We start from the raw sequence: 24,741 nt of genomic DNA, 5'->3' as shown, positions 1-24,741 counted from the left end.
TTTAATTCAAAGTACAAATGTACCTATTGATAAAACAAAAAAATGAGTCCACTCGTTTGAATGTACTCATTTTTTATCTACTAAATATACAATTGATTTTTATTTCTCTACCTGCGAATAGTTTAACTCTACTGGTGTATTTCTACCAAAGATTTTAACCATTACATTCAATTTCTTTTTATCGTCAAAGATTTCTTCAACTGTTCCTTCAAATCCAGAGAAAGGTCCATCAATCACTTGAATGGTTTCGCCTTTTGAGAAACTTGTTGAAGATGCTTCCTCAACAGTTGCTGCTTCATCCATTTTTCCTAAAATACGAGTAATTTCACCTTGACGAAGCGGAATTGGTGTTTTAGATGTTTTACCATCATTCCAACTCAAAAAGCCAATTACACCAGGCATTGACGTTATTAAGTGGGCAACTTCACCGTATTTAATATCGGCTTCAACAAAGATATAACCCGAGAAAAGTGTTTTTTCACGAATGGTCTTTTTCCCATTACGCATTTCAAAAATCTTCTCAGTAGGAATCACAATCTGAGGAATATAATCTTCAAGTCCTTGTCTGGCAATTTCATTTTCCAAATAAGTTCTTATTTTCTTTTCTTGTCCCGAGACTGCTCTCAAAACGTACCAGCTTGTTTCTGCCATAATATTATTGCGGAATAGGGGATGCGGATTTTAAATCAATCTTATATTAGAATGATTGATAGAATAATTCTAAGCCTGATTTGAACAAAAAGTCAATCAAACCTACGACCATTGCGAATATCAATGATGCTACTAAAACAAGCGTAGATGATGCTTGTAGCTCAGAAAATTTAGGCCATGTTACGTTCTGTGTAACTTCAGTCCAAGAATCACCAAAAAGATTTTTAATTTTGTTCATGGTTGTTGTTTTAGCTATTAGTTATAAGTTTTAAATGGTTCAAAACTTATAACTGTTATTAAACTTTTAAGTTCCAGAATTTTAGAATTCAAATTTCAAGCCAGTTTACAATTTCTTGCAAAAATCTTAAAATCTGAAACCCAAAATTTGGAACTTAATATTGGCACGGGAACAAGGATTCGAACCCTGATCAAGGGTGTTGGAGACCCGCATTCTACCGTTGAACTATTCCCGTATTTAATGGATTGCAAAGATAGAGGTTTATCTTTATATTTTCAAAATACTTCGTGAAAATATAAAAGTAAAAATTTTAAATACGATGATAAACCCATGAAAAAAGCGTCTCTTTTAGAGAGACGCTTTTTTTATACTTGAGGCAATTTTACTCAACAATTTCAGTTACCTGACCAGCACCTACTGTACGACCACCCTCACGGATAGCGAAACGAAGTCCTTTGTCCATCGCAACTTTGTTCAACAAAGTTACATCAATTGTTAAGTTATCACCAGGCATACACATTTCAACTCCCGCTGGTAACATGATTTCTCCTGTTACGTCTGTTGTACGGAAATAGAATTGTGGACGATATTTGTTGAAGAATGGAGTATGACGACCACCTTCTTCTTTAGACAATATGTAAACCTCAGCCTTAAATTTTGTATGTGGTTTTACTGAACCTGGCTTACAAATAACCATACCACGACGGATAGATTCTTTGTCAATACCACGTAACAATAAACCTACGTTATCACCAGCTTCTCCACGGTCAAGGATTTTACGGAACATCTCAACACCAGTTACTACTGATTTTAAGCCTTCTGCACCCATACCTAAGATGTCAACTGTTTCTCCTGAGTTAATAATACCTGTTTCAATACGACCTGTTGCAACAGTACCACGACCTGTAATCGAGAATACATCTTCAACTGGCATCAAGAATGGTTTGTCAGTAGCACGTGGAGGAATTGGAATCCAGTTATCAACTGCATCCATTAACTCGTCAATTTTACCTACCCATTTTGGATCTCCATTCAAGCCACCCAAAGCAGAACCTTGAATTACTGGAATATTGTCACCGTCAAAGTTATAGAAAGATAACAATTCACGGATTTCCATTTCTACTAATTCCAACAATTCTGGATCGTCAACTAAATCGACTTTATTCATGAAAACAACCAATTGAGGCACACCAACCTGACGAGCCAAAAGGATATGTTCACGAGTTTGTGGCATTGGTCCGTCTGTTGCAGCAACCACGATAATGGCACCATCCATTTGGGCAGCACCTGTTACCATGTTCTTCACGTAATCAGCGTGACCAGGACAGTCAACGTGCGCATAGTGACGATTCAATGTTGAATATTCTACGTGAGCTGTGTTGATAGTGATACCACGCTCTTTTTCTTCTGGGGCTGAGTCAATTGAAGAGAAGTCTTTTTTCTCAGCAAGACCTTTATCTGACAATACTTTTGTAATTGCCGCTGTTAATGTAGTTTTACCGTGGTCAACATGACCGATTGTACCAATGTTTACGTGAGGTTTACTACGGTCGTAATTTTCCTTTGCCATGATATTTAGTTCTTAATTTGATTTTATATAAAAGAATGAAAAAATGTTACTTTCAATTTGAAGATTTGAAAATAGAATGATTAGAAAACTAATTGCCCAATTTTCTAATCTACACATCTTCAAATACTCAGAGCCTTTGAGCAGAATCGGACTGCCGACCTCTTCCTTACCAAGGAAGTGCTCTACCACTGAGCTACAAAGGCAAATGCCTTAAAACTATGAATGGTTAATTATTAACAGTTCTTAGCTAAACTAATAACTACTAACCAATTAACAACTAACCATGTGTCATAGTTCCTGATTGGAGCGGGAGACGAGGCTCGAACTCGCCACCTATAGCTTGGAAGGCTATCGCTCTACCAAATGAGCTACTCCCGCTTTTTAATCGATAGTATCAGGTATCAACTAATTACATTTAAACTATAATTGATTAATTATTATTATTTAAACATTCTTAATTGTGTACTGAAACTGTGGGGGCGGATGGATTCGAACCACCGAAAGAATACTCTAACAGAGTTACAGTCTGTCCCATTTAGCCACTCTGGAACACCCCCAGTTTTTCAATCACAACACTCTCGTTTAGTGTTCTGGTGAAAGAGTGTGCAAAGGTAATTGTATTTTTTATTATGTCAAAGTCTGTACCAAAAAAAAATGCAAAAAATATTTTTGATATGCTTTAAGGAATAAAAAAATGAATGGAATAAAAGGCTAAAGGTCTAAAAATAAACACTTTGTTCTTTTATTCCATTCAAAATGATTTTTTTCTTATAATCGTATTCCGAAACTTAATCCACCAACTTTTGGTCCTCTTCCATCCTGAAATAGATTATTCATGTCATAATTCACGAATAAATCGGGAAAGTTTTTTAAACCTAATTCAAATGCTAAGCCATAACGAACATTATTTAGGAAGAAACTGCTATGATTCCATTCTTTGTGTCCACTATCCGATTCTTTGATTTTTGTGTAACTATCAACTCTGTATCCCACGTATCCGCCTGCTGCTATGTAGGTAACGGTACTACCTTTTTTGAAGGCTATATAAGGCATTACGGGAATATTGATATTGGCAATTGTCAATTTGTTACGTGATAATGCTATTTGGTCGCCCGTGCTATTTTTAAAATCTTTAAATTCTACGTTGTCATTTCCTTTTATAAAAATTACACTATTTTCTAGCATAAAATTATACCATGAAAATTCTAAGCCGTAACTGATTTTAAAAGCTGCTTTTGTGCCTTTGCTTATCGTTCCGCTGCGTGTCCAACCAAAGCCGAAATATCTTGAACCAAAGGGACTTAATTCGTAATTTTTAGTATCAGCTACAGAAATACTTCCAGGATTGGTAAACGAATTTAAGCCCAAATAAATATTAAATCCAGAACGACTATTGAAGCTTCGGTCTTTATTAGCTCTATTTTTTACGGTATCTCTTAATGTTATACTGGTTTCTTTACCATTTTCATTGACATAAACACCGTTCCAACCCACTCTGACTTCATCGTTACCATCTTTTACAACAACGCCACCTAAACCAACTTTTACTTGTTTGTCTTTGCTTCCTGTTCTTTCGCTTTTATTATCGGTATTTATGGATTCATTGCCACCGTTTTTTGAATCTGTATTAATAACAACTTTGATGCTTTTATTGTCTTGGGTGATTACCAATAATGTATCTTTAATCAAATCACTATTGACAATTCTACGGATACCTCTCCACGTGTCATCGTCTAAGGTCATGCCGCTTTTTGTGAATAATTCTTGAAGATTTTCTCTTAAAGATTTATTGTTTTTCTGATTCAAAAGCGTTTGATTTCGTTTGTCGATACTAATTACGGTTGAGTCTACTTCTCTTCCGTTTGCCACAATTTGTGCGTTGAATGAGCAGATAAATGCAATTGTGGCGATAATTGAATAGCTAATTCCTTTTAGCGTTTTCATGGTGGTTTTTATTTTCATGACTGTATGTTTTTTAAATGTTTAGAGTTTCTGATTGGGAAATTTAGTGATTGTTACAGTGATTGAGGTTTGAATAACCCTTCATAAATTCAAGATGCAGGTTGTTTTATAATAGTTGCATCTACTTTTCATTATTCTCTCCTTTTGTCAAAACATTTTCAATTTTAGCATCAGCACGGGCTAACATTTTTTGCGGTTTAATCCCTACTTCACTCCAATTGACATTTTCTCCATTTTTAGCCCGTTTTAATTGCTGCCAAATTTTGCTCAAACGGGTTTCTTTTTTAGTACTATTATCATTTAAATCTGTTTGGGCTACTACTTCTGGTTTTGTTTCTACCATATTCAACACAATGGTTTCTTCTTCAACTTTGGGTTTTGTATTTTCGAGAACTAACACAATTGTATTTTGTTCTTCGATATTCTTGGACTCAATGGTGGGTAGCTTCGTAATTTGTTCTATATTTTCAACTTTAATAATTTGTTGATTTAGCAATTGAGCAAATTGATTTTTTGTCACTTTTTCACTTTTATGGTTTAATGTTAAATTTGTCTTGGGTTGATTATTTTCTTCAACTTTTACCATTTGCGGAATTGTCTTTTCCAAAATAGGTAAATGTTGTTTCTCAATAATTACAGCCTTTTTTGTAACCGCTACTACGTCATTTCGACTATTTTTCTGAAATGCAAACCAATAGCCTCCAGCACCCAAAAGCAAAGCCACCGAAGCAGCCGAGGCATATTTCCACCAAATTGGTAATACTTTTCTTTCTGACTTTTGTAATCTTGCTTCTAATTTTTCCCATGCTTGCGGACGTGGCTGACGCTCGTAATTTTGCAAACCTTCTGAGAATATTTTATCTATGTTTTCTAATTTTTTCATTTTGAATGTGCCAATATGGCGGTAAATCTCCAAGTTTTTTGTTAATAACCACTAACTAATTACGCCATTTCCATCACAGCATTTTGCAAAATTACTCTTGCTCGTGAAAGTTGTGATTTGGAAGTACTCTCGGTAATGCCTAATTTTTTGGCGATCTCTGCGTGCGAGTAGCCTTCAATGGCGTAGAGATTAAAAACTGTTCTGTAACCTAACGGTAATTTTTCTATCAATTTGAGTAAATCTTGGGTTTCTAAATCGGTTCTAAATTGTTCGGGTTCTGGTTCGTAAAGAATTTGATCGTAACTGGTTTCAAATTGTGATTTTTTGTTACTTCGTAAATACATCAACGATTCATTGACCATTATTCGACGAATCCAACCTTCAAAACTACCTTCTAATTTAAAAGTATCAATTTTTTCGAAAACTTTCACAAACCCTTCAATCATTATTCCCTCTGCTTCATAATCATCGTGAACGTATCTGAAACATATTCCAAGCATTTTGGTGGAATATTTTTCGTAAATACGTCGTTGAGCTTTGGGATCACCTTTTTGACAGGCTTTCACCAAGGCTTCTTCGCTTTGGAATAGATTTAATAGTTTCACGGTAAAGTTTTGGTTAAAATTTGATAGGTTTAAATGATTTTGAATTGTAGATGAAATAGATGAAGTAAAGGTTGCATAAGAATGTATGAATTTTCAAATTTGTACAAAATAAATAACTGTGAACTTGAAATTATGAATTTCCAATAAACTGATAATGAATTGTATTTTGGAAATATTCATAATTCATCATTCATAACTCATCATTAAAGATATATGAATTCAAATCCAATCGGAATTTTTGATAGTGGCATCGGGGGATTGACCATTGCCCATGCCGTTACAACGCTTTTACCCAACGAAAATATCACTTATTTCGGAGATACTGCACATTTACCCTACGGAGACAAATCTTCTTCGGCAATTCAGGCTTATTCCATCAAAATTTGTAATGTTTTGTTACAACAAAAATGTAAAGTTATTTTGATTGCTTGCAATTCTGCCTCTGCGGCGGCTTATGAATTGGTACGTGAATACGTGGGAAGCAAAGCGAAAGTGATCAATGTGATTGACCCCGTAATTGATTACTTATCTATAACTTATACAGAAAAAACAATTGGATTGATTGGTACAAAACAAACCGTTAATTCTAATATTTATAAAAAGAAAATTGATAATTTAGAGAAAGGAATTACGTTGAAATCGCTGGCCACACCTTTGCTCGCTCCGATGATTGAGGAAGGGTTTTTTAACAATAATATTTCAGAAAGTATCATTGAAGAATATTTACATCATGCAGAATTGGACAATATCGAAGCCCTCATTTTGGGTTGTACCCATTATCCATTAATCAAGAAACAAATTGAGAATTATTATCAAGGAAAGGTCAATGTGCTGGATACTTCAGAGATTGTAGCAAAGGCATTAGAAACATATCTCTCTAAAAATAAAATGCTTAATATGATGAATTCTCATATTAAGCATTTTTATGTCTCGGATTATACCAATTCATTTGAAACTTCTACCAAGATTTTCTTTGGCGAACAAATTCATTTGGAACATTATCCGCTGTGGGAATAATCAATGTAATTATCCCATGTTGACTTTGTTAAAGGCTTTTCTAATCCGTTGTCTCAACAAGGTAATGGGAGAAATATTCTTTTTTGAACTTCTCCACCACAAATATCCAATCACTGCAGTTAAAACATAAGGTGCCATCAATAAATATAAAATGGCAACATTCAGATTTGAAGCAATCTGACTTCTTCCGTTTGAAACCGTGCTTTCAACCGTCATTCTGCACATCGCACATTGAGCCATGCTTATGGATGTACTTAAAATGATTAATATGATGGATGCAACAAATATCTTTTTCATAAAGCTGTGAGTTATAGGCTGTGAGTTATACGAGATTCATTATCTCTTTGCTCAAAGCTGTTTGCTGATCACTAATTATAATATGGTGAAATCATTAAATATACAATCACGCCTGTAACCGATACGTATAGCCACAATGGAAACGTCCATTTTACAATCTTCTTATGTTCAGCAATTTGTCCACTCAAAGCGTAGTAAACGGCTCTAAGCACAAACCAAACTACTCCAATCGATAATGAAATATGAGAAATTAGAAGAACATAATAAATGGGTTTTAAAATCCCTTCACCACCGTAAGATGTTGAAGCATTAGAAACGTGATATAAAATATACAATAACAGAAATAATGACCCTTGTATAAACGAAAGACTCATCATTCTTCGGTGCATACTGATATTCTTGTTCTTGATGAATATAAAACCTGCAATTAATGTAATTGAAGTAGTTGTATTCAACAAACCAATTACGTGTGGTAATACTTTTGTCCAAGAACCTAAGTCTATTTTAGTCCTAATTCCAATTAAAATGGCAACCGCAACTGGAATAGCAATGGATAAAATATTAACTAATCGTTCGTTTTTTGTGTTTTTTTCTAATACTAATGAAGTCATTTTATGTTAATTTTTTGTGTCGTAAATTCTTAGTAATACTCTTATTTCTAATATTAATCTGTCCACATCTTTCTTGTCAGTTCCATCATAAAATCCTCTGATGTGTCCCTCTTTATCTATTAGAATTAACTTTTCTGAATGGATAAATGTTTCGTCAGGGGTTTTTACTGCTTTATCATAATCCGAAGCATCGGCCACTGGAATATAATAGCCTTTGACTGCCAATGGATATATAACTGATTTTGTACCCGTCAAAAAATGCCATTTTCCCGCTTTTGCATCATATTTTTTTGAGTATTCTTTTAGTTGTTCAGGTGTATCATGGGTTGGATCAACGGAAAAAGAGGCAATTTGCACTTCTTCATACGTATTAAAAGTATCCTGTAAACGGGTCAATTGACTCGAAATTTTTGGACAAATTGAACCACATCGTGTGAAAAAGAAATCCGCCACGTAAATTTTTCCTTTCAAAGATTCTCCATTGAATACTTTATCATTTTCATCGGTTAAAGTCCATGCCGGAATGGTATGGAAAACCGTATCCATATTTGGCTGATTCCATTTTGGATTTGGATTTTTACGCATCATTACATTGCCAGTCGTCGAATCAATTCGAGGAATCAAATAAGGCAGTTCATAATGATTTTCCCCAAAGCCTTTGAGGTATAAAAAAATTAAAGCTGGAACTACTAATGCAGCGATTAGAATTCCAGCTTTTATCATTCTTTGAGACATAATATTTGTTGCTTAAAACAACTTTTTTTAAATTAATTCTTTGGACATCAATACGTTAGTTACACTATTGCCTAACGCCTAATCCCCAATTTCTAACCTATCTATGAGCTCCTCCTTCAAGAAGTAAAGCTACTAACAACCAAGCAATTGTAATAACAGGGAATAAAACTGCCCAAATCAATACTTTAACTTCATTTTTTAAGTGCATAAATTCTCCCACGATAAAAAATGCTTTAACAATGGTCATAGTTGAGAAAATGCCTACTCTCCAACGATTATTTGGCATTGTAAACGCAATGGCAAATTCGATTGCGGTTAAAATTAGAAGAATCCAAAACGTTTTCCAAATAGCTGCTGTTTGCGCTGGAGCAATTACTTTTTCTTCGGTTACTTGTGAATGTGAAGCCATTTTTTTTAATATTTTTTGATTAACAAAATCTTTTCAAAGTATCTTCCAAAGGGAAGATTTACGTGGGTAATTACACTAAATAGAAAAATGTAAATACAAATACCCATACTAAATCTACAAAGTGCCAGTAAAGACCAACTTTTTCAACCATTTCATAATGTCCACGGCGTTCATAAACACCTGTTGCGGCATTGAAAAATATCAAGATATTCAAAATTACACCTGAGAATACGTGTGTTCCGTGGAACCCTGTGATAAAAAAGAATAAATCTGCAAAAGCTGGAGGTCCGTAAGGATTACGAACTAAATTAGCGCCATCAATAGCATTTCCAGCTACATCTTTTGCTGCTAAAGTCAATTCTGGTCCGTGTATAAAGTGAGACCATTCCCAAGCCTGAGAACCCAAGAAAGTAAAACCTCCTAAAATTGTCCACAACATCCATTTCTCTACATCAGCACGGTCGCCACGGTGTCCAGCTTCTACGGCCAAAACCATTGTTACTGAACTAAAAATCAAGATAAAAGTCATGATACCAACGAAAATCAAAGGAGCTTCAACACCATGTAAAAATGGTAATGCAGCAAATACTTTATCAGGAATTGGCCAGTGGGTTGTTGAGAAAAAGAACGCCTCATGAGCACCTGAATAGGCATTATTACTGAAACGTATCATTCCGTAAGTTACCAATAAAGCTGAAAAAGTAAAGGTATCCGAAAGTAAGAAAAACCACATCATGAGTTTTCCATAACTTGCTTTCATTGGTTCTGAACCACCCGTCCAAGTTAAATTTTCAGGTACGGCAGGAGCGTGTATTGCAGACATTTTTTAACGGTTTTAATTAATAAAATTAAGTTAACAGTTTATGAGTTTAAGGTTCATAAGTTTAGAGTTTATAAGTTTTTCGATAATTTAACGAAACCTATTCACTTTTAACTTATTCACTTTCAACTTTTTACTCTATCTATTGAAATATAAAAATAAGAACAAATATAACCAGAGAATATCTAAAAAGTGCCAATAAGTAGCACATAACTGGATTCTGGTAAGATTTTTCTTTTCATTCGTAAATCTAAATGACGAAACTAAGGAAATTAACAAGACAACTAATCCTGAAATTACGTGAGCAGCATGCAGTCCAATGAGTGCATATAACCAAGATGCTGCCACATCACTTCCGGCAAAATATAGTTGATTCTTGATTAAATCAGAAAAACCAATCACTTGAGTGGTCAGAAATCCTAATCCGAATACAAAAGTAATAGATATTGCTATTTTTAGGGTATTGAAATTGTTATTTTTTGCAGCTCTTACAGCGAAAAACATAAAAATACTGCTAATTAACAATATCCCAGTTGAATACCAGAAAATTGTTGGCATTTCAAACTCGTGCCAGCGTCCTTCGGCTTTACGAACTAAGTAACCTGATGTCCATCCTGCAAACATCATTAAGATAGATACGATGGCGAGCCAAAGCATGAATTTTTTGGGATTCATCGAGAGCGTTTCTTCCGGCTCATCGAGATTTATATTTACTAAATGTTCTGGTGTCATGGTTTTATATTTTATCCATTAAAAAGGCAATCTGTACAATTGGTAAGTAAATAAACGAACCAAACATCATCATTAAGGCAGCCTTATCGGTGGGTTTTGACATTAAATAAAAAGTTTGTGATAAAAATAATACGCCACAAACAACGGCTACAATGGCTGAATTAAATCCTGTCATTCCTAATAAATGTGGGATAAATCCGCAAGGCACAAGGAAAATAGTATAAATCATCATGGTGATTGCTGTACGCAAATCTTTGTGTCCATTATTTGGTAACATTTTGAAGCCCGCACGTTGGTAATCTTCATCTGCTACCCAAGCAATTGCCCAAAAATGAGGAAACTGCCAGAAGAATTGTATCGCAAATAAAATTCCTGGTTCTAAGCCAAATGCACCCGTTGCTGCCACCCAACCAATCATTGGAGGAAATGCTCCAGGAAATGCACCCACAAATACAGATATTGGTCCAACTCTTTTCAGAGGCGTATAAACGAATCCGTATAATAGAAATGACAGCACGCCCAACAAACCTGCTTTATAGTTGAATTCAATGAATAGAATATAAGTGGCAATTGTAAAAAGAATCATGCAGAATATTGATGCTTCATATACGCTCAATCTACCAGTTGGTAATGGACGATTTTGCGTGCGTTTCATCAATTTATCCAATTCAATTTCCTTAATTTGATTGACAATATTGGCAGCTCCTGTAATACAAAAACCGCCGATGCTAATCAGAAATAATTTCCACCAATCAATTCTATCAACGGCTAAAGAATATCCAAAAGCTCCCGAGAATGCCACCAAGGCTGAAAGTCTGAATTTTAATAATTCATAATACGCTTTTGTTTTTGAAACGGTACTGATTGAGATGTTTTCGTTTGTCGTAATCATTTTTTTCACGATTGAGATAACCGTGTTACATTTTTAAAATTCAATAATAATAAAATTACAAACTGTATTCCCAGTGAAATGATTGCCAAGGTCAAATGAATGGGTTGCATATAGGGTGGTACTCCAAAATACGCCATCACTGTTCCTGACAAAATTTCAATAATTATTATCAAAACCAACACTTGCATAAACTTATAAATGATGCCTTGTTGTTGGATATTCTTTCTGAGTTGCCAAATTAGATAAATGTGTAAACCCAAAATTAATAGAGAATAGGAGCGATGTATATAAAATGGCAAACCCATTTGCTCAATCCAAGCCTTACGATTATAACCAAAAATCGGACTGGCAATCACTTGATCAATTGCTTCTCTTACCTGCGTCCCCAAAAGTACTTGCGAAGTTGAAAGCACCAGTACAAGAATTAATATTTTATTCAAAAACGACTTTTTCTCCACGTATTCTATGCGAATTACTTTTGACCATGCTCTTGCGATAGCGTATAGTAGAACAAATATCACCAAAACTGCCAATATCATGTGTAAAGTAACAACGCCAGGTTTTAGGAAAGAATCTACTACATATTTACCTAATGCACCATTAGCTCCGATTAAGAGTACTCCTAAAAATGACAAAATGGTAATTGTTTTGTCTTTCTTCCAATAAGCAAAAGAAGCTAAAAAGGTTGCAAAAACGATAATTCCAGTTAATGCTCCCAACAAACGATTTGCGTATTCAATCCAAGTTTTAGTAACATTAAATTCAACTTCACCATGCAATTTTGCTGCATAAATTTGTTGATAATTCGTGGGTAATTGACTGGCCTCTGTCGGGGGAATTAGCATGCCAAAACACTTAGGCCAATCTGGGCAACCCATTCCTGAACCCGTACTACGTACTATACCTCCTGCTAAAACTAACAGATATACGGTGATGATTGTGGCGATGCCTAATTTTCGGAATAGCATTTCTAAATATGTAATTACTAATTTTCAGTTCACAACATTAATACGAATTTGCTCTATCAACAACAAGTACTAATTGTCATAAAAAATGATACAAAACTAATTTTTTCTTTAAAAAATTAAACTTCAAATTCCCTTTAAACAAAATTGAGAATATATTAACCAGATTTTTCTTAGTTAATATATTCTCAAAGTTAGAGGTATTTATTTCTTAGTGATTGTAAACTGAATTTTGGCTGTCTAACAATCCTTCGATTTCTTTCTCTTTCGCCATTTCTTCATTTTCTTCTGGGAAGTTCGATTCAGGAGTTGCTGAATACGGTACATTCTGAGGAATGAAGTCGGTTGCTGACCCTGGTTTGCTATAATCGTATGGCCAACGATAAACGGCTGGAATTTCTCCCTCCCAGTTTCCGTGTCCTGGATTAACAGGTGTTGTCCATTCTAAAGTATTTGAACTCCAAGGATTTTGAGGTGCTTTTTTACCCTTAAAAATCGAATAAATAAAGTTTACCGTAAAAATAGCTTGTGCTGAGAAGGTAAGAATTGCCGCAATTGAGATAAACATATTCATATCAACAAATGCTTCCATTCTACCGTTTCCAAGTGCTGTAAATGAATAATAACGTCTTGGAAAACCAGCTAAACCAATATAGTGCATTGGGAAAAACACGCAATAAACACCTACGAATGTAGCCCAGAAGTGAACATAACCAGCGGTTTTATTCATCATTCTACCAAACATTTTAGGGAACCAATGATAAACCCCAGCCATCAATCCGAAGAATGATGCAGCACCCATTACTAAGTGAAAGTGAGCTACTACAAAGTATGTATCATGTAAATTAATATCCAGAGCAGAGTTACCAAGAATAATACCTGTCAAACCACCTGAGATAAATAATGAAACTAATCCAATTGAGAACAACATTGCTGGTGTGAAAATGATATTTCCCCTCCATAACGTAGTGATATAATTAAATGATTTTACTGCCGATGGAACTGCAATAATTAGGGTCAAGAACATAAATACTGACCCTAAAAATGGATTCATACCCGTTACGAACATATGGTGAGCCCATACAATGAAAGCAAGTAAGGTAATTCCCATCAATGAACCAATCATTGCACGGTATCCGAAAATAGGCTTACGAGAGTTAGTAGCAATGATTTCTGAAGTAATACCCAAAGCTGGCAACAACACAATATAAACCTCTGGGTGCCCTAAGAACCAAAATAAATGTTGGTATAAAATTGCTGAACCACCAATATTTGGTAAAGCTTCTCCGCCAATATAGATTTCTGATAAATAGAATGATGTTCCAAAGCTACGGTCAAAAATTAACAATAATGCCGCAGATAACAATACAGGGAATGATAATAAACCTAAAATAGCGGTAAAGAAAAACGCCCAGATTGTCAATGGTAATTTTGTGAATGACATTCCACGTGTACGCAAGTTGATAATTGTACAGATATAATTAATACCTCCCATTAACTGCGAAACAATGAACAATGCCATACTTGATAGCCATAAAGTCATACCTAAACCTGAACCTGGCATTGCTTGTGGCAAAGCGCTCAATGGTGGATAAATTACCCAACCCCCTGATGCAGGACCAGTTTCAATGAATAACGAAGCAAACATAATCACAGATGCTGCAAAGAAGAACCAATACGATAACATATTGATAAATCCGGAGGCCATATCTCTTGCGCCAATTTGTAATGGAATCAAGAAATTTGAGAACGTTCCTGAAAGACCTGCCGTCAATACAAAGAATACCATAATGGTTCCATGCATTGTTACAAGTGCTAAATAAAATTCTTTTTCTAATTTTCCTTCTACAATCCACTGACCTAAAATTGGCTTTAACCAAGTTAAATCCATATTAGGAAAACCTAATTGTAAACGAAAGATGATTGACATAGCACCCCCGAAAAACGCCCAGATTATACCAGAAATTAAATATTGTTTTGCAATTGTCTTGTGGTCTTCTGAGAAGATATACTTTTGAACGAAGCCCAACTCGTGATGCTCATGCTCATCGTGTGAATGTGCGTGAGTGTCGATTGCGTGTAGTGTTTCAGTTGCCATGATTTATATTAATTTATTCTTTGTTGAATAGCTAAATGTTTATCTTAATGAAGTTGCTGCTGCTGGTGTAGCACCGCTTGCTTGGGTGCTATCTGATGCCGTAGGGGCTGATACTTCAATATATTTTTGTGCTTTTGATTTCAATTTCTCCGGTACTTTTGCTAAGTAATCAGGATTTTGAGTCAAGAACGGTTTTTGTTGCTTACACCAAGCTGCATATTCTTCTGGTTCATCCACAAAAACGGTAATTGCCATTCCAAAGTGTCCACGACCACAAATTTCTGTACAGTTTAATTTAAAGTTAAATTCTGGATTACCAGTAATATAACGCATTTCATCTGTTGACTTATTTGGTATAAACCAAAATTTTGTTGGCATTCCAGGTACAGCATCCATTTTAACACGGTGGTAAGGTAAATAAACCGAGTGTAAAACGTCTTGTGCATTGATCTTTAGTAATACAGGAACACCTTTTGGGAGGTGCATTTCATTAGCTGTAAAATCATCAAAACAATGTTCATCCGTAAAATCCATGCCCAAGGAATTTGTTTCATTGATTAACTTATAATTATGATTTCCTAATTTTTGGTCATCATTTCCAGCGTAACGTACATACCATCCAAATTGATGACCTGTTAATTCAATGACAACAGCATTATCAGGAGCTTGTGAAGTAATATCTCTCCAAGTTCTCCATCCTGAGAATACCAAAACTGCCATCACAACAGCTGGAACAACCGTCCAGATAAGTTCTATTTTATGATTTACCGGGTAAAATGCTGCAACTCTTCCTTTTTTGTAACGATACATAAATGGAAAAATAAATAGTAACGCATTAGTTACAAAGAATGCAAGCGTAATTACCCCCATTGATATCCAGAACATTCTGTCGGTGATTAAACCATGGTCTGAGGCTGCTACTGGTAGTAAATCAGGCTTTGAATGGAGGAATGACCAAGTTGCACCAATTGATCCCAAAACTAAGAACACAAGGAATCCGATGGCATTTATGTTATTGGCACTATCTACTGGTGAATCGGTGTCTTCTTGAACTCCTTTGATTCCTTTGGATAGAGTCATACTCTTATTGACAATCATGATTGCCAATGCTAAGAATATTACCGACAAAAGACCTATTAAATATGTCATTTTATTAGCTAATTTTTTGGTTATAAATTCTGTTTTGTAAAACTACTTGTTAAATATTGCAAGTAGTGAATTACTTACTCCTATATAAAAAAATGTTGAATAGAAATGTTTTTAACTACTTGCATTTTTTATGGAAAATTATCGAAAGCTTTTCAATAAACATTCAATTACTAAATATCGTGATGAAGTGCTTCTTCTAAGAAAGGATGATTTTTCGCTACTAAAGATGCTTTCGTTAATTGTACTGAAACAATATATACAAATGCTGAAGCAAACATCGCAACCATGCCAAATTCTACTAATCCATATCCACCATGTTTACCCACTGTCCCTGGCATAATCATTTGGTAAAAATCTAAGTAATGCCCTACGATAATAAATGCACAACAGATTTTCAAGAAAATTGGTGTACGTTTTGCATCACGAGACATCATTACTAAGAAAGGGAAAAAGAAGTTGAAAAATACATTCAAAATCTCAGTAGCCTTATAAATTTTGTCGTGTCCTTCCCAACGCTCTAAAAAATAAATTGTTTCCTCAGGGAAGTTAGCGTAGTAAATCAATAGAAATTGTGCAAACCATACGTATGTCCAGAAGATAGAAAATGCAAACATGAATTTACCTAAATCGTGTAAATGGTTGAAATTTACATATTGCATATACCCTTTATCTTTCAACAACAAAACGGTTAGTGTGATAGTAGCTAAACCAGTTACGTGCCATGAAGAGAACATATACCAGCCAAACATGGTTGAAAACCAGTGAGTATCAATTGACATAACCCAATCCCAAGCTGACATTGAACTTGACACACCCATTAACAGAATAAAGATTGTGCCAATCTTTACCATTGAATAGAAGTTATCCGTTCCTCCATCCAAATCTTCGGCTATTGATTTTTTACGCATCCAGTTCCAAAGAACTAACCAACCTCCAAAGAAGAAGACCATACGCCCCAAGAAGAACCATTTATTCAAATAGCCTGATTTTCCTGCGATAACTTTATCGTAATTTTCACTACCTTTTACCGATATTCCTTCGTGCATCCAGTGGAAAAGTACATCTCCTTTATATAGAAAAACAAAAGTTAAGATTGAACCTGTAACGATCAAAAATGGAGGGAATGCCTCTGCAACTCGTTTCACTACCGATGACCAACCTGCTTTTGATAAGTACTGTAGTGAAACAAAGAACATACCAATTACCGCAATACCCGTAAAAAATACACCGTTCAACCAAAGGTTTGCCCAGATTCGAGTTGTCCAGTCATAGGTTTCATGATGAGAAACTGCTCCGCCTGATTCATGACTTCCATGTTCTGCACCGTGCCCTGCTACCGCATGAGCAGCATCGTGTTCTCCACGAGATAACAAAAATATTCCGACAATTAGTGCTATTGTTCCTGCTAAAAAAGCATAAATAACTCTTTTGCGACCTTCCGCCGTGAACTCAAAATGTTCTTCGACATTAGATGGGGAAAAATGTGAATGTCCCGCCATTAGTGTAATTTGATAATTTGAAAATTAAATAATTTGAAAATTAGTTGATATTTTTAACTATAATTTATCAGCCTTTGTAAATTTATTCTATTGAAAAATCGGAATCATTAATCATTTTCAAATTAAAAAATTCTCAAATTCTCGAATTTGAATTAAGGTGCTTGTTGTAATTGATGCACATAAAGTACAATTTTCCAACGGTCGGATGGTGAAACTTGCGAGCCATGAGCCCACATACGTCCTTTTCCGTGTGTTATAGTGTGGTAAATATGTCCATCATTCAAGTTTTTTAAAGCATCCGATGAATAGATTGGTACACCTTTGTACATTTTAGCTACTAATCCATCGCCTTTACCAGCTTCACCATGACAGTGTTGGCAGTATCTTTCATACTGTAATTTTCCAGCTTCAAGATTTACTTCTGTTGGTTCAAAAGGATTCGTCAATAAGGCTTCTGATGATGCCATATCTCCTGATTTGATGTTGCGAGAAACTAACTCCATTTCTAACAAATCTCCATCAATAGAATCTGTTTTTGCCACTTGTCCGTAATATTTACGTGGAACAGTGCCTTTTACTGGCAAACGCATATTCATTCCGTAAGGATTGATATGATTGGTATCTCCTTCTGATTGTGAAAGTGGCTCATATCCAACAGAATGATACATATTTGGCGCAAATTCTGTACCTTGATCGTTATGTTTATCCGCACAAGATGTTATTGCAAAAGCAACAATTCCAGATAGGATGAGACTGTTTGTTTTATTGGTAAACATAATTTTTGATTATTAGTCGTAAGTTATGTTAGGTTTCTGGTTTTGGGTTTTAGGGTTTAGTGAAGTCTTTTATGAAATACTAATACCTAATACCTAACAACTATTACCTAATCAACTAAAATTGTTTAACATTTACTTCGATTGCACCTGATGCTCTCAAAATTGTTTCGATTTCAGATTCAGATTTTCTATTATTGGCCATATTTACGGTCATAATAAATTTATCATCTGTACTTCTCAAATCAAACGTTCTTTGTTTTTTACCAGGCCATAGACTGTTTGATACTAAAAAAGTTCCAACCATTCCGAAAGCAGTAAATAAAACGGTTCCTTCAAAAGATACTGGAATCCAGTCTGGCAAGGCAAAATAATCTTTACCTCCAATAATCATTGGCCAGTCAAAAACCATTGTATAGTTAATCAAAGAGAAAATAGTGATTAACCCTAAACAACCAAACATAAAGGCTGCAATTGGAATACGTGTACGTGGGTGTCCAATTGCAACGTCTAATCCGTGAATTGGGAATGGCGTATAGACTTCTTCAATCTTCACACCGGTGTTTTTGACTTCGGTAACGGCAGCGACTACTTCTTCATCATCGTCGTAAACTCCTACTAAATATCTTTCTGTTGAATCCATTGTTTTTTGGCTTTCAGCTTTTAGCGATGAGCTTTCAGCTTTTAAAAAATTTCTATTGAGAATTTTCTTATTTATCTTTTTAATAACTTATCTAAAAGCCGATAGCCAAAAGCTAACAGCTGAAAGCTATTAATGAATTGTTTCTTTTTCTTTTTCTCCCGATGGTTTTTTCTTGAAAGGATAGTTTGTTGAAACACCTTTCATTACTGCTTTCACTTCGAACATATTGATTACTGGTAAAAACTTGGCAAACAAGAAGAATAAAGTAAAGAATAAACCGAATGAGAAAATATAATCACCAATGTCAAACATCGTTGGCGTAAACATCGCCCATGAAGATGGAAGATAATCACGGTGTAAAGATGTTACAATAATTACAAAACGCTCGAACCACATACCCACGTTTACTACTATCGACAAAATAAATGATACCAAAATACTGGTACGTATTTTCTTGAACCAGAATAATTGTGGAGATACTACGTTACAAGTCATCATCATCCAATATGCCCACCAATATGGCCCAGTGGCACGGTTAATGAAAGCATAAGACTCATATTCAACGCCTGAATACCAAGCAATGAAAAATTCAGTTAAATATGCAATACCTACAATTGAACCTGTAACAGTGATAATGATGTTCATCATTTCAATGTGTTCAATGGTAATATAATCTTCTAATTTGAATACTACACGAGTAATCAACAAAAGACTTTGTACCATGGCAAAACCTGAGAAAATTGCTCCTGCCACAAAATATGGAGGGAAGATTGTCGTGTGCCATCCCGGGATAACAGACGTTGCAAAGTCCATTGATACGATTGTGTGTACTGAAAGTACAAGTGGTGTTGAAATACCCGCTAAAATCAGAGAAACGTATTCGTAACGAGCCCAAGTTTTTGCTGAACCTGTCCAACCTAAACTGAATGCACCATACCAGAATTTTGAAGCTTTTGTTTGCGCTCTATCACGGATAGTTGCTAAATCAGGAACAAGACCCATGTACCAGAATACTAATGATACGGAGAGATATGTTGAGATAGCAAAAACGTCCCATACCAGAGGAGAGTTGAAGTTTACCCACAACGAACCGAATGTATTTGGCAAAGGTAATGCCCAGTGAAATAACCAAGGACGTCCCATGTGAGCTAAGATAAACGATGCTGCACAAAGTACGGCAAAGATGGTCATAGCTTCAGCAGAACGGTTAATGGATGTTCTCCATTTTTGACGAAATAATAACAATACGGCTGAAATTAGTGTACCTGCGTGACCGATGCCTACCCACCATACAAAGTTGGTAATATCCCATGCCCAGCCTACGGTCTTATTCAAACCCCAAACTCCGATGCCTTGCCACCACGTGTAGCCTAAGCAAAAAGCGCCATAAGCGAATACTAAGCAAGAAACTCCAAAAGCGATTTTCCACTCTTTGGTAGGTTCTCCCTCAACTTGCTTACAAATATCATTTGTAACGTCATGATAAGATTTACCGCCTGAAACAAGGGTTTCTCTTATGGGTGATACTACGTGCGACATATATTTTTAATTTAAGATTTTAGTTTCTATTTACTATACGTGTTCTTTTGATTCTGCAACAGCTCCTTCCTTACTTACTTTTTCATCCTTATTACGGATTTTAACTAAGTAAGAAATACTTGGCTTAACGTTAATTTCTTCGATCACTCCGAAAGCACGTCCCTTTCTCTCATTAGATAATAATTTCGAGATGGCAGTTGTTTCGTCATTCATATCTCCAAATGTAATCGCATCAGTTGGACAAGATTGAGCGCAAGCTACTTGGATTTCTCCATCAATTGGTCTTCTTTTTTCTTTCTTGGCTTCCAGTTTACCCGCTTGGATACGTTGAATACACATTGAACATTTTTCCATAACACCACGTGAACGAACCGTTACATCTGGGTTAATCACCATACGACCTAAATCGTTGTTGAATTGAAAATCATATTCGTCTGTTTGGTAGTAACGGAACCAGTTGAAACGACGTACTTTATATGGACAGTTGTTGGCACAATAACGTGTACCGATACAACGGTTATAAGTCATTTGGTTCAACCCTTCCGTTGAGTGAGTTGTTGCTAATACTGGACAAACAGTCTCACACGGAGCGTTGTTACAGTGCTGGCAAAGCATTGGTTGGAACACAACTTCTGGGTTTTCAGAAGCATTTTCTAATCCTTTTACATCTTCAACGTCAGCATCAGAAGAATAGTAACGGTCGATACGCATCCAGTGCATTTCACGACGATTAATTACTTCTTGACGACCTACCACTGCAATATTATTTTCAGCATTACAAGAAACTACACAGGCTGCACAACCAGTACAAGTGTTCAAGTCGATGACCATTCCCCATGCGTGATTATTGTATCTGTGTCCGTTCCATAATGAAACTTCTTTATCGCTAATTTCTTGCTTGTTTCCGTTTAAGGCAGAAATCTCTTTCTTACCTTCCGATGTTACAACCGATGGCTTGAAACGACCAGCTTCTACATTTTTCTTATAAGCACTAAGAACGGTTTCTTGAACAACTGACTCACGAGCCATTACGGTATTGTGCGTTTGTGTACGAGCAATTTTAGCAGTTTCACCTGTGGCTTTCACTTGAACATCACCCGTATTTGAGAAGGCAATATTTCCGCCAATCGTTGAAGCAAAAGGATAAACATTTGCACCAACACCATTGGCTGATTTACCTGCTTTTGTACGGCCGTATCCAATAGCTATGGCTACGGTGTCATTTGCTTGACCTGGTTGAACAATGAATGGTAATTTTATTGATTTACCATTTACTGAAACTTCAACTTCAAGCGTATCTAATTCTACTTCTTGATCTAAACCTAATTTCTTAGCAGTCGCTAAAGAAACGGTAGCATAATTGCCCCAACACGATTTAGAAACTGGTTCTGGGCATTCTTGTAAGAATGGGTTATTAGCTTGTGAACCAGTACCCATCGTTACTTTTTCATAAATAGCTAACTCCATTTTATCACCAGTATTTGCTTTGTAGTTTTTCGATATCGAAACCACTGCATCAGCTAAATCAGTTTGAGGAACATTGAAGGCAACAATAGAACTTGGCTCGTAAATACCATCATGCAATGCTTTCGACCATGCTACATTACTTCCCAAAGTTGCTACCCACCCATTTTCAAGGTAAGTTGCGTAGTCTGAATCCAAACCAGCCCATTTTAAAAGACTTGATTGAGTTTGACGAGTTTTGAAAATAGTTGAGATAGTTGGTTGTGTGAAAGAGAAGTGACCTCTTTTAGGCTCAGCATCGTTCCATGATTCTAAATAATGTGAATCTGGCGTGTTGTATTTACAAAGTGATCCTGTTTCGTCAGCACGGTCATTGGTTGAAATGGTCAACTCAATTTTTGATAATGCTTCTCCTAATTCTATTCCACGTGGGTGATTATAAACTGGGTTTGCATTGTAGAAAATTACTGCACCAATTTGTCCTGCCTTTGCTTCATTAATAAACATTGACATTTCAGCATCAAAACCTTGACGGTAATTTGATATAGTTCCTGCATCAATTGTAGAACCATAAGCACCTAACATAACGTTGATAGCAACTACTACGGTTTGAACGGCTGGGTCATTTGATCCTGAAACTACCAATGATGCTCCTTTTGTTGTTACTAAATCAACAGCAGCTTTATCCAAATGGTCAATCTTAACGGATGCAGATGAAATAGCTACACCACCAATTTTTCTTGCAATGGCATTATAAAGAGCCGTTACTACTAAACCTTCCTGTGAAGGCTTGTAAGTTGCACGATAATCAGCGTTTGCACCAGTGTTAGACATGATTGTCTCAAACTGATAATGACGAGACATTTCTCTATTTCCACCTTCGCCTGAATTTACTCTACGGGTTTTTGCCCATTGTCCAGCGAATTCAGTTGGAGCAATCCAAGTACCTAAGAAGTCAGCTCCGATTGAAACGATTGTTTTTGCTTTGCTGAAATCAAAACTTGGTAATATCCCGCCATTGGCTTGTACCAAGCCTGATACCGAATTGGCATCGTAAGTAACTAATTTTGTGGTTGGGTATTTAGCAATAAATTCACTTATAACTTTCTTTGTGGTTGGTGAAAGAATGGTATTTGATACAATTCTAATTTGACCTCCACGAACGGCAACTTTACTTAACTCAGCAATAATTTCTTTATCAGCTAAAGTCCAATCAGCAGCTTTACTACTAATTGTTGCTCCTTTTAATTTTTCGTTATCATAAAGACTCAATACAGATGCCTGTACACGAGCAGATAATGCCCCTTTACTTACTGATGAAGCCTTATTTCCTTCAACTTTGATAGGACGACCTTCACGAGTTTTTACCAATATCGAAGCGTATTCACCACCATCCACGAAGGTTGATGCGTACCAGTTGGCAATAGTTGGCTCAACGTCTTCTGGTTTATTTAAGTACGGAATTGCTTTTTTGATGGGCGCTTCGCAAGCGGCTAATGCCACGGCAGATACGCCAAAACCTAAAACTTTCAAGAAGTCACGACGAACAGTATTTGTTCCATCAATGATTAATTCTCCTTTATCGTCCGCTGTTGGAGCATCACCAAATTCACGATGTGCGTGTTTGACAAACTCTGAACTGTTTGTCAATTCCTCAATTCCTCTCCAATACCGCTTTGTATTATTTTCCATATTTGTAATATGTGATTAGCTTTTTGACTTTCGGCAATCGGCTTTTTTTAATGTCTTGATTAACGTTTTTGCTTTTGGGGAGGTCATTTAATAATCACCAATCACCAGTCACTAATTCACCAATTTCTTAATAGTGGCACTTTGAACATTCTAAACCACCAATGTCTTGTACTTTTAATGGTTCTTTGTTTTCGCTATTGTGCAATTCTACTAATTTATCATAGTAGGCATTCCCTTTTGCATTTACGTTTGTCTTTCTGTGACAATCAATACACCATCCCATTGTTAAAGATGAACGTTGTTGAACAACTTCCATTTTAGCAATCTCTCCGTGACAGTTTGTACATTCTAAACCGCCAACGTTTGTGTGTTGAGAGTGATTGAAATAGGCCAAATCTGGAAGGTTGTGTACTCGCACCCACTGAATTGGCTCATCTTTTTCAAGAGAACGATAAATTTTTTGAATTTCTGGAGATTCACGTTTAATCGCATTATGGCAGTTCATACAAATGTTTGCCGAAGGAATATTTGCACCTTTTCCTTTGTAAACGCCTGTGTGGCAATAGGTACAATTAATTTCGTATTGACCAGCGTGAAGTTTGTGAGAGAATTGAATAGGTTGTTCGGGAGCGTATCCTTTATGAATACCGATTCCGTAAGCCGCATCAATCGTTGCTTTTCCAATTAATAATGTAATTAACAACGCTGCACCCGTTTTGAAAGCACTATTTGCCGTTAATTTCTTAACGTTTTCGGTGATTCTTTGAAGTAAAGGGATTTTTTGAGCTTCCTCAGAAGTAGCATCAATCGAAGCCAATTTTGTTAAACTCGAAACGATTGATAATAAAGCAATTAATACTAAAACCATTACTGCTAATAGGGCAATCATGATGTATTGCATCATTCCACCGTTTGAAGAACCTTCTGAGGGAGTTCCAGTAGAGGGAGTTCCAGCAGTAGGAATCGGCACTACAACAGCTTGAGCATCGACATAAGCAATGACACTGGTAATTTGTGCTGCTGAATATCCTGGATAGGCAGTCATCTGTGCCTTATTCATTTTGTTGTATAAATCAACGGCGTATTTATCACCAGAGGCAATAACTGCTTGTGGATTATTCACCCACTTTATAATCCAGTCAATTGGTCTTCTTTGCAAAATGCCTTTCAAGCCAGGGCCTACAACTACTTCATCCGTTACAGCGTGACAAGTTGAGCAGTTATTTTTAAAGATTTGTTCACCTTCAGCAATATCTTGGGCGTTCACGCTTGCGAATGAAGCGAAGAATCCTAAAATTGCTATTAAAGAAACATTTTTCAAGCGTTTCATGATTGTCATAATCGTTTTATTACAGAACATTTATATAAAATTACGCTAATTAAATTTAATTATTCAAGAAAGTTAGTGTTTGATTTTTAATCGCAACAAAAACATTTTTTGGTTTAAAAACTCAAATTTACCCCTTTTTCGGGTTACAAAAGTACAATCGGAAAAAT

23 protein-coding genes and 4 tRNA genes are annotated in these 24,741 nt (G+C 35.8%); 1 reads left to right on the top strand and 26 read right to left on the bottom strand.

Going from position 1 to position 24,741, the window contains the following annotated elements; translation table 11 throughout:
- Nucleotides 1-99: 99 nt before the first annotated feature.
- From nusG to AC1W31_RS01620, 10 genes are all read right to left on the bottom strand, one after another.
- Entirely contained in the window at nt 100-651 is a 552-nt protein-coding gene (nusG, locus tag AC1W31_RS01665) for a transcription termination/antitermination protein NusG (protein ID WP_481732655.1), read from the bottom strand.
- 46 nt (nt 652-697) lie between these two features.
- Complete coding sequence (secE, locus tag AC1W31_RS01660) at nt 698-889, bottom strand: preprotein translocase subunit SecE (protein ID WP_481732654.1); 192 nt, start codon at nt 887-889, stop codon at nt 698-700.
- Nucleotides 890-1,050: 161 nt separating this feature from the next.
- A tRNA-Trp gene (locus AC1W31_RS01655) sits at nt 1,051-1,124 on the bottom strand.
- Between the two features lie 147 nt (nt 1,125-1,271).
- The gene (tuf, locus tag AC1W31_RS01650) at nt 1,272-2,459 is read right to left on the bottom strand and encodes an elongation factor Tu (RefSeq protein ID WP_481732653.1); all 1,188 of its coding nucleotides are present in this window, start codon (nt 2,457-2,459) and stop codon (nt 1,272-1,274) included.
- A gap of 131 nt (nt 2,460-2,590) precedes the next feature.
- A tRNA-Thr gene (locus tag AC1W31_RS01645) sits at nt 2,591-2,662 on the bottom strand.
- Between the two features lie 99 nt (nt 2,663-2,761).
- Nucleotides 2,762-2,837: transfer RNA gene (locus AC1W31_RS01640), tRNA-Gly, on the bottom strand.
- 96 nt (nt 2,838-2,933) lie between these two features.
- Nucleotides 2,934-3,016 (bottom strand) — tRNA-Tyr (locus AC1W31_RS01635).
- Nucleotides 3,017-3,227: 211 nt separating this feature from the next.
- Nucleotides 3,228-4,421 carry an outer membrane beta-barrel protein gene (locus AC1W31_RS01630; protein WP_481732652.1) on the bottom strand — a complete coding sequence of 398 codons (1,194 nt, stop codon included), beginning with the start codon at nt 4,419-4,421 and terminating at the stop codon, nt 3,228-3,230.
- A gap of 121 nt (nt 4,422-4,542) precedes the next feature.
- Nucleotides 4,543-5,304 (bottom strand): hypothetical protein, encoded by a 762-nt coding sequence (locus AC1W31_RS01625; RefSeq protein ID WP_481732651.1) that lies wholly within the window; start codon nt 5,302-5,304, stop codon nt 4,543-4,545.
- A gap of 59 nt (nt 5,305-5,363) precedes the next feature.
- The gene (locus AC1W31_RS01620) at nt 5,364-5,909 is read right to left on the bottom strand and encodes an RNA polymerase sigma factor (protein WP_481732650.1); all 546 of its coding nucleotides are present in this window, start codon (nt 5,907-5,909) and stop codon (nt 5,364-5,366) included.
- A gap of 213 nt (nt 5,910-6,122) precedes the next feature.
- Between AC1W31_RS01620 and murI the strand changes: the two genes are divergently transcribed.
- Nucleotides 6,123-6,926: a glutamate racemase gene (gene murI, locus AC1W31_RS01615; protein WP_481732649.1), complete on the top strand. Its 804-nt coding sequence runs from the start codon at nt 6,123-6,125 to the stop codon at nt 6,924-6,926.
- A 9-nt stretch (nt 6,927-6,935) separates the two neighbouring features.
- Here the strand turns inward: murI and AC1W31_RS01610 are convergent, their stop codons facing one another.
- The 16 genes from AC1W31_RS01610 to AC1W31_RS01535 all read right to left on the bottom strand — a co-directional run bounded on the left by AC1W31_RS01610 (nt 6,936) and on the right by AC1W31_RS01535 (nt 24,583).
- Nucleotides 6,936-7,223, bottom strand: coding sequence for a hypothetical protein (locus AC1W31_RS01610; protein ID WP_481732648.1), 288 nt, complete (start codon nt 7,221-7,223; stop codon nt 6,936-6,938).
- Nucleotides 7,224-7,294: 71 nt separating this feature from the next.
- On the bottom strand, nt 7,295-7,834 hold the full coding sequence (locus AC1W31_RS01605; protein WP_481732647.1) for a DUF420 domain-containing protein: 540 nt from the start codon (nt 7,832-7,834) through the stop codon (nt 7,295-7,297).
- Nucleotides 7,835-7,840: 6 nt separating this feature from the next.
- A complete protein-coding gene (locus tag AC1W31_RS01600) occupies nt 7,841-8,569 on the bottom strand; it encodes an SCO family protein (RefSeq protein WP_481732646.1) in 729 nt (242 codons plus the stop codon).
- 97 nt (nt 8,570-8,666) lie between these two features.
- Complete coding sequence (locus tag AC1W31_RS01595) at nt 8,667-8,978, bottom strand: cytochrome C oxidase subunit IV family protein (protein WP_481732645.1); 312 nt, start codon at nt 8,976-8,978, stop codon at nt 8,667-8,669.
- A gap of 70 nt (nt 8,979-9,048) precedes the next feature.
- On the bottom strand, nt 9,049-9,801 hold the full coding sequence (locus tag AC1W31_RS01590; RefSeq protein ID WP_481732644.1) for a cytochrome c oxidase subunit 3: 753 nt from the start codon (nt 9,799-9,801) through the stop codon (nt 9,049-9,051).
- Nucleotides 9,802-9,936: 135 nt separating this feature from the next.
- Complete coding sequence (locus AC1W31_RS01585; RefSeq protein ID WP_481732643.1) at nt 9,937-10,530, bottom strand: cytochrome c oxidase subunit 3; 594 nt, start codon at nt 10,528-10,530, stop codon at nt 9,937-9,939.
- A 4-nt stretch (nt 10,531-10,534) separates the two neighbouring features.
- A complete protein-coding gene (cyoE, locus tag AC1W31_RS01580; protein WP_481732642.1) occupies nt 10,535-11,422 on the bottom strand; it encodes a heme o synthase in 888 nt (295 codons plus the stop codon).
- A 5-nt stretch (nt 11,423-11,427) separates the two neighbouring features.
- On the bottom strand, nt 11,428-12,390 hold the full coding sequence (locus AC1W31_RS01575) for a COX15/CtaA family protein (RefSeq protein ID WP_481732641.1): 963 nt from the start codon (nt 12,388-12,390) through the stop codon (nt 11,428-11,430).
- A gap of 208 nt (nt 12,391-12,598) precedes the next feature.
- Nucleotides 12,599-14,485: a cytochrome c oxidase subunit I gene (locus AC1W31_RS01570; RefSeq protein ID WP_481732640.1), complete on the bottom strand. Its 1,887-nt coding sequence runs from the start codon at nt 14,483-14,485 to the stop codon at nt 12,599-12,601.
- Between the two features lie 39 nt (nt 14,486-14,524).
- Nucleotides 14,525-15,634, bottom strand: coding sequence for a cytochrome c oxidase subunit II (locus AC1W31_RS01565; protein ID WP_481732639.1), 1,110 nt, complete (start codon nt 15,632-15,634; stop codon nt 14,525-14,527).
- 170 nt (nt 15,635-15,804) lie between these two features.
- A complete protein-coding gene (locus AC1W31_RS01560) occupies nt 15,805-17,133 on the bottom strand; it encodes a quinol:cytochrome C oxidoreductase (protein ID WP_481732638.1) in 1,329 nt (442 codons plus the stop codon).
- A gap of 152 nt (nt 17,134-17,285) precedes the next feature.
- The gene (locus AC1W31_RS01555; protein WP_481732637.1) at nt 17,286-17,909 is read right to left on the bottom strand and encodes a c-type cytochrome; all 624 of its coding nucleotides are present in this window, start codon (nt 17,907-17,909) and stop codon (nt 17,286-17,288) included.
- Nucleotides 17,910-18,024: 115 nt separating this feature from the next.
- Nucleotides 18,025-18,549 carry a DUF3341 domain-containing protein gene (locus tag AC1W31_RS01550; protein ID WP_481732636.1) on the bottom strand — a complete coding sequence of 175 codons (525 nt, stop codon included), beginning with the start codon at nt 18,547-18,549 and terminating at the stop codon, nt 18,025-18,027.
- Between the two features lie 129 nt (nt 18,550-18,678).
- Nucleotides 18,679-20,088, bottom strand: coding sequence for an NrfD/PsrC family molybdoenzyme membrane anchor subunit (nrfD, locus tag AC1W31_RS01545; RefSeq protein ID WP_481732635.1), 1,410 nt, complete (start codon nt 20,086-20,088; stop codon nt 18,679-18,681).
- 33 nt (nt 20,089-20,121) lie between these two features.
- Complete coding sequence (locus AC1W31_RS01540) at nt 20,122-23,244, bottom strand: TAT-variant-translocated molybdopterin oxidoreductase (RefSeq protein WP_481732634.1); 3,123 nt, start codon at nt 23,242-23,244, stop codon at nt 20,122-20,124.
- A gap of 127 nt (nt 23,245-23,371) precedes the next feature.
- Nucleotides 23,372-24,583: a cytochrome c3 family protein gene (locus AC1W31_RS01535; protein WP_481732633.1), complete on the bottom strand. Its 1,212-nt coding sequence runs from the start codon at nt 24,581-24,583 to the stop codon at nt 23,372-23,374.
- Nucleotides 24,584-24,741 lie beyond the last annotated feature (158 nt).

The sequence above is a fragment of the Arcicella sp. genome, assembly GCF_964672035.1.
The sequence above is the reverse complement of the archived record's forward strand: the minus strand, read 5'-3'. Positions and strand labels throughout refer to the sequence as shown.

Coding starts and splice junctions, on each gene's coding strand:
- nusG (WP_481732655.1), bottom strand. CDS start 651: ATGGCAGAAACAAGCTGGTACGTTTTGAGAGCAGTCTCGGGACAAGAA.
- secE (WP_481732654.1), bottom strand. CDS start 889: ATGAACAAAATTAAAAATCTTTTTGGTGATTCTTGGACTGAAGTTACA.
- tuf (WP_481732653.1), bottom strand. CDS start 2,459: ATGGCAAAGGAAAATTACGACCGTAGTAAACCTCACGTAAACATTGGT.
- AC1W31_RS01630 (WP_481732652.1), bottom strand. CDS start 4,421: ATGAAAATAAAAACCACCATGAAAACGCTAAAAGGAATTAGCTATTCA.
- AC1W31_RS01625 (WP_481732651.1), bottom strand. CDS start 5,304: ATGAAAAAATTAGAAAACATAGATAAAATATTCTCAGAAGGTTTGCAA.
- murI (WP_481732649.1), top strand. CDS start 6,123: ATGAATTCAAATCCAATCGGAATTTTTGATAGTGGCATCGGGGGATTG.
- AC1W31_RS01610 (WP_481732648.1), bottom strand. CDS start 7,223: ATGAAAAAGATATTTGTTGCATCCATCATATTAATCATTTTAAGTACA.
- AC1W31_RS01605 (WP_481732647.1), bottom strand. CDS start 7,834: ATGACTTCATTAGTATTAGAAAAAAACACAAAAAACGAACGATTAGTT.
- AC1W31_RS01600 (WP_481732646.1), bottom strand. CDS start 8,569: ATGTCTCAAAGAATGATAAAAGCTGGAATTCTAATCGCTGCATTAGTA.
- AC1W31_RS01595 (WP_481732645.1), bottom strand. CDS start 8,978: ATGGCTTCACATTCACAAGTAACCGAAGAAAAAGTAATTGCTCCAGCG.
- AC1W31_RS01590 (WP_481732644.1), bottom strand. CDS start 9,801: ATGTCTGCAATACACGCTCCTGCCGTACCTGAAAATTTAACTTGGACG.
- AC1W31_RS01585 (WP_481732643.1), bottom strand. CDS start 10,530: ATGACACCAGAACATTTAGTAAATATAAATCTCGATGAGCCGGAAGAA.
- cyoE (WP_481732642.1), bottom strand. CDS start 11,422: ATGATTACGACAAACGAAAACATCTCAATCAGTACCGTTTCAAAAACA.
- AC1W31_RS01575 (WP_481732641.1), bottom strand. CDS start 12,390: ATGCTATTCCGAAAATTAGGCATCGCCACAATCATCACCGTATATCTG.
- AC1W31_RS01570 (WP_481732640.1), bottom strand. CDS start 14,485: ATGGCAACTGAAACACTACACGCAATCGACACTCACGCACATTCACAC.
- AC1W31_RS01565 (WP_481732639.1), bottom strand. CDS start 15,634: ATGACATATTTAATAGGTCTTTTGTCGGTAATATTCTTAGCATTGGCA.
- AC1W31_RS01560 (WP_481732638.1), bottom strand. CDS start 17,133: ATGGCGGGACATTCACATTTTTCCCCATCTAATGTCGAAGAACATTTT.
- AC1W31_RS01555 (WP_481732637.1), bottom strand. CDS start 17,909: ATGTTTACCAATAAAACAAACAGTCTCATCCTATCTGGAATTGTTGCT.
- AC1W31_RS01550 (WP_481732636.1), bottom strand. CDS start 18,549: ATGGATTCAACAGAAAGATATTTAGTAGGAGTTTACGACGATGATGAA.
- nrfD (WP_481732635.1), bottom strand. CDS start 20,088: ATGTCGCACGTAGTATCACCCATAAGAGAAACCCTTGTTTCAGGCGGT.
- AC1W31_RS01540 (WP_481732634.1), bottom strand. CDS start 23,244: ATGGAAAATAATACAAAGCGGTATTGGAGAGGAATTGAGGAATTGACA.
- AC1W31_RS01535 (WP_481732633.1), bottom strand. CDS start 24,583: ATGACAATCATGAAACGCTTGAAAAATGTTTCTTTAATAGCAATTTTA.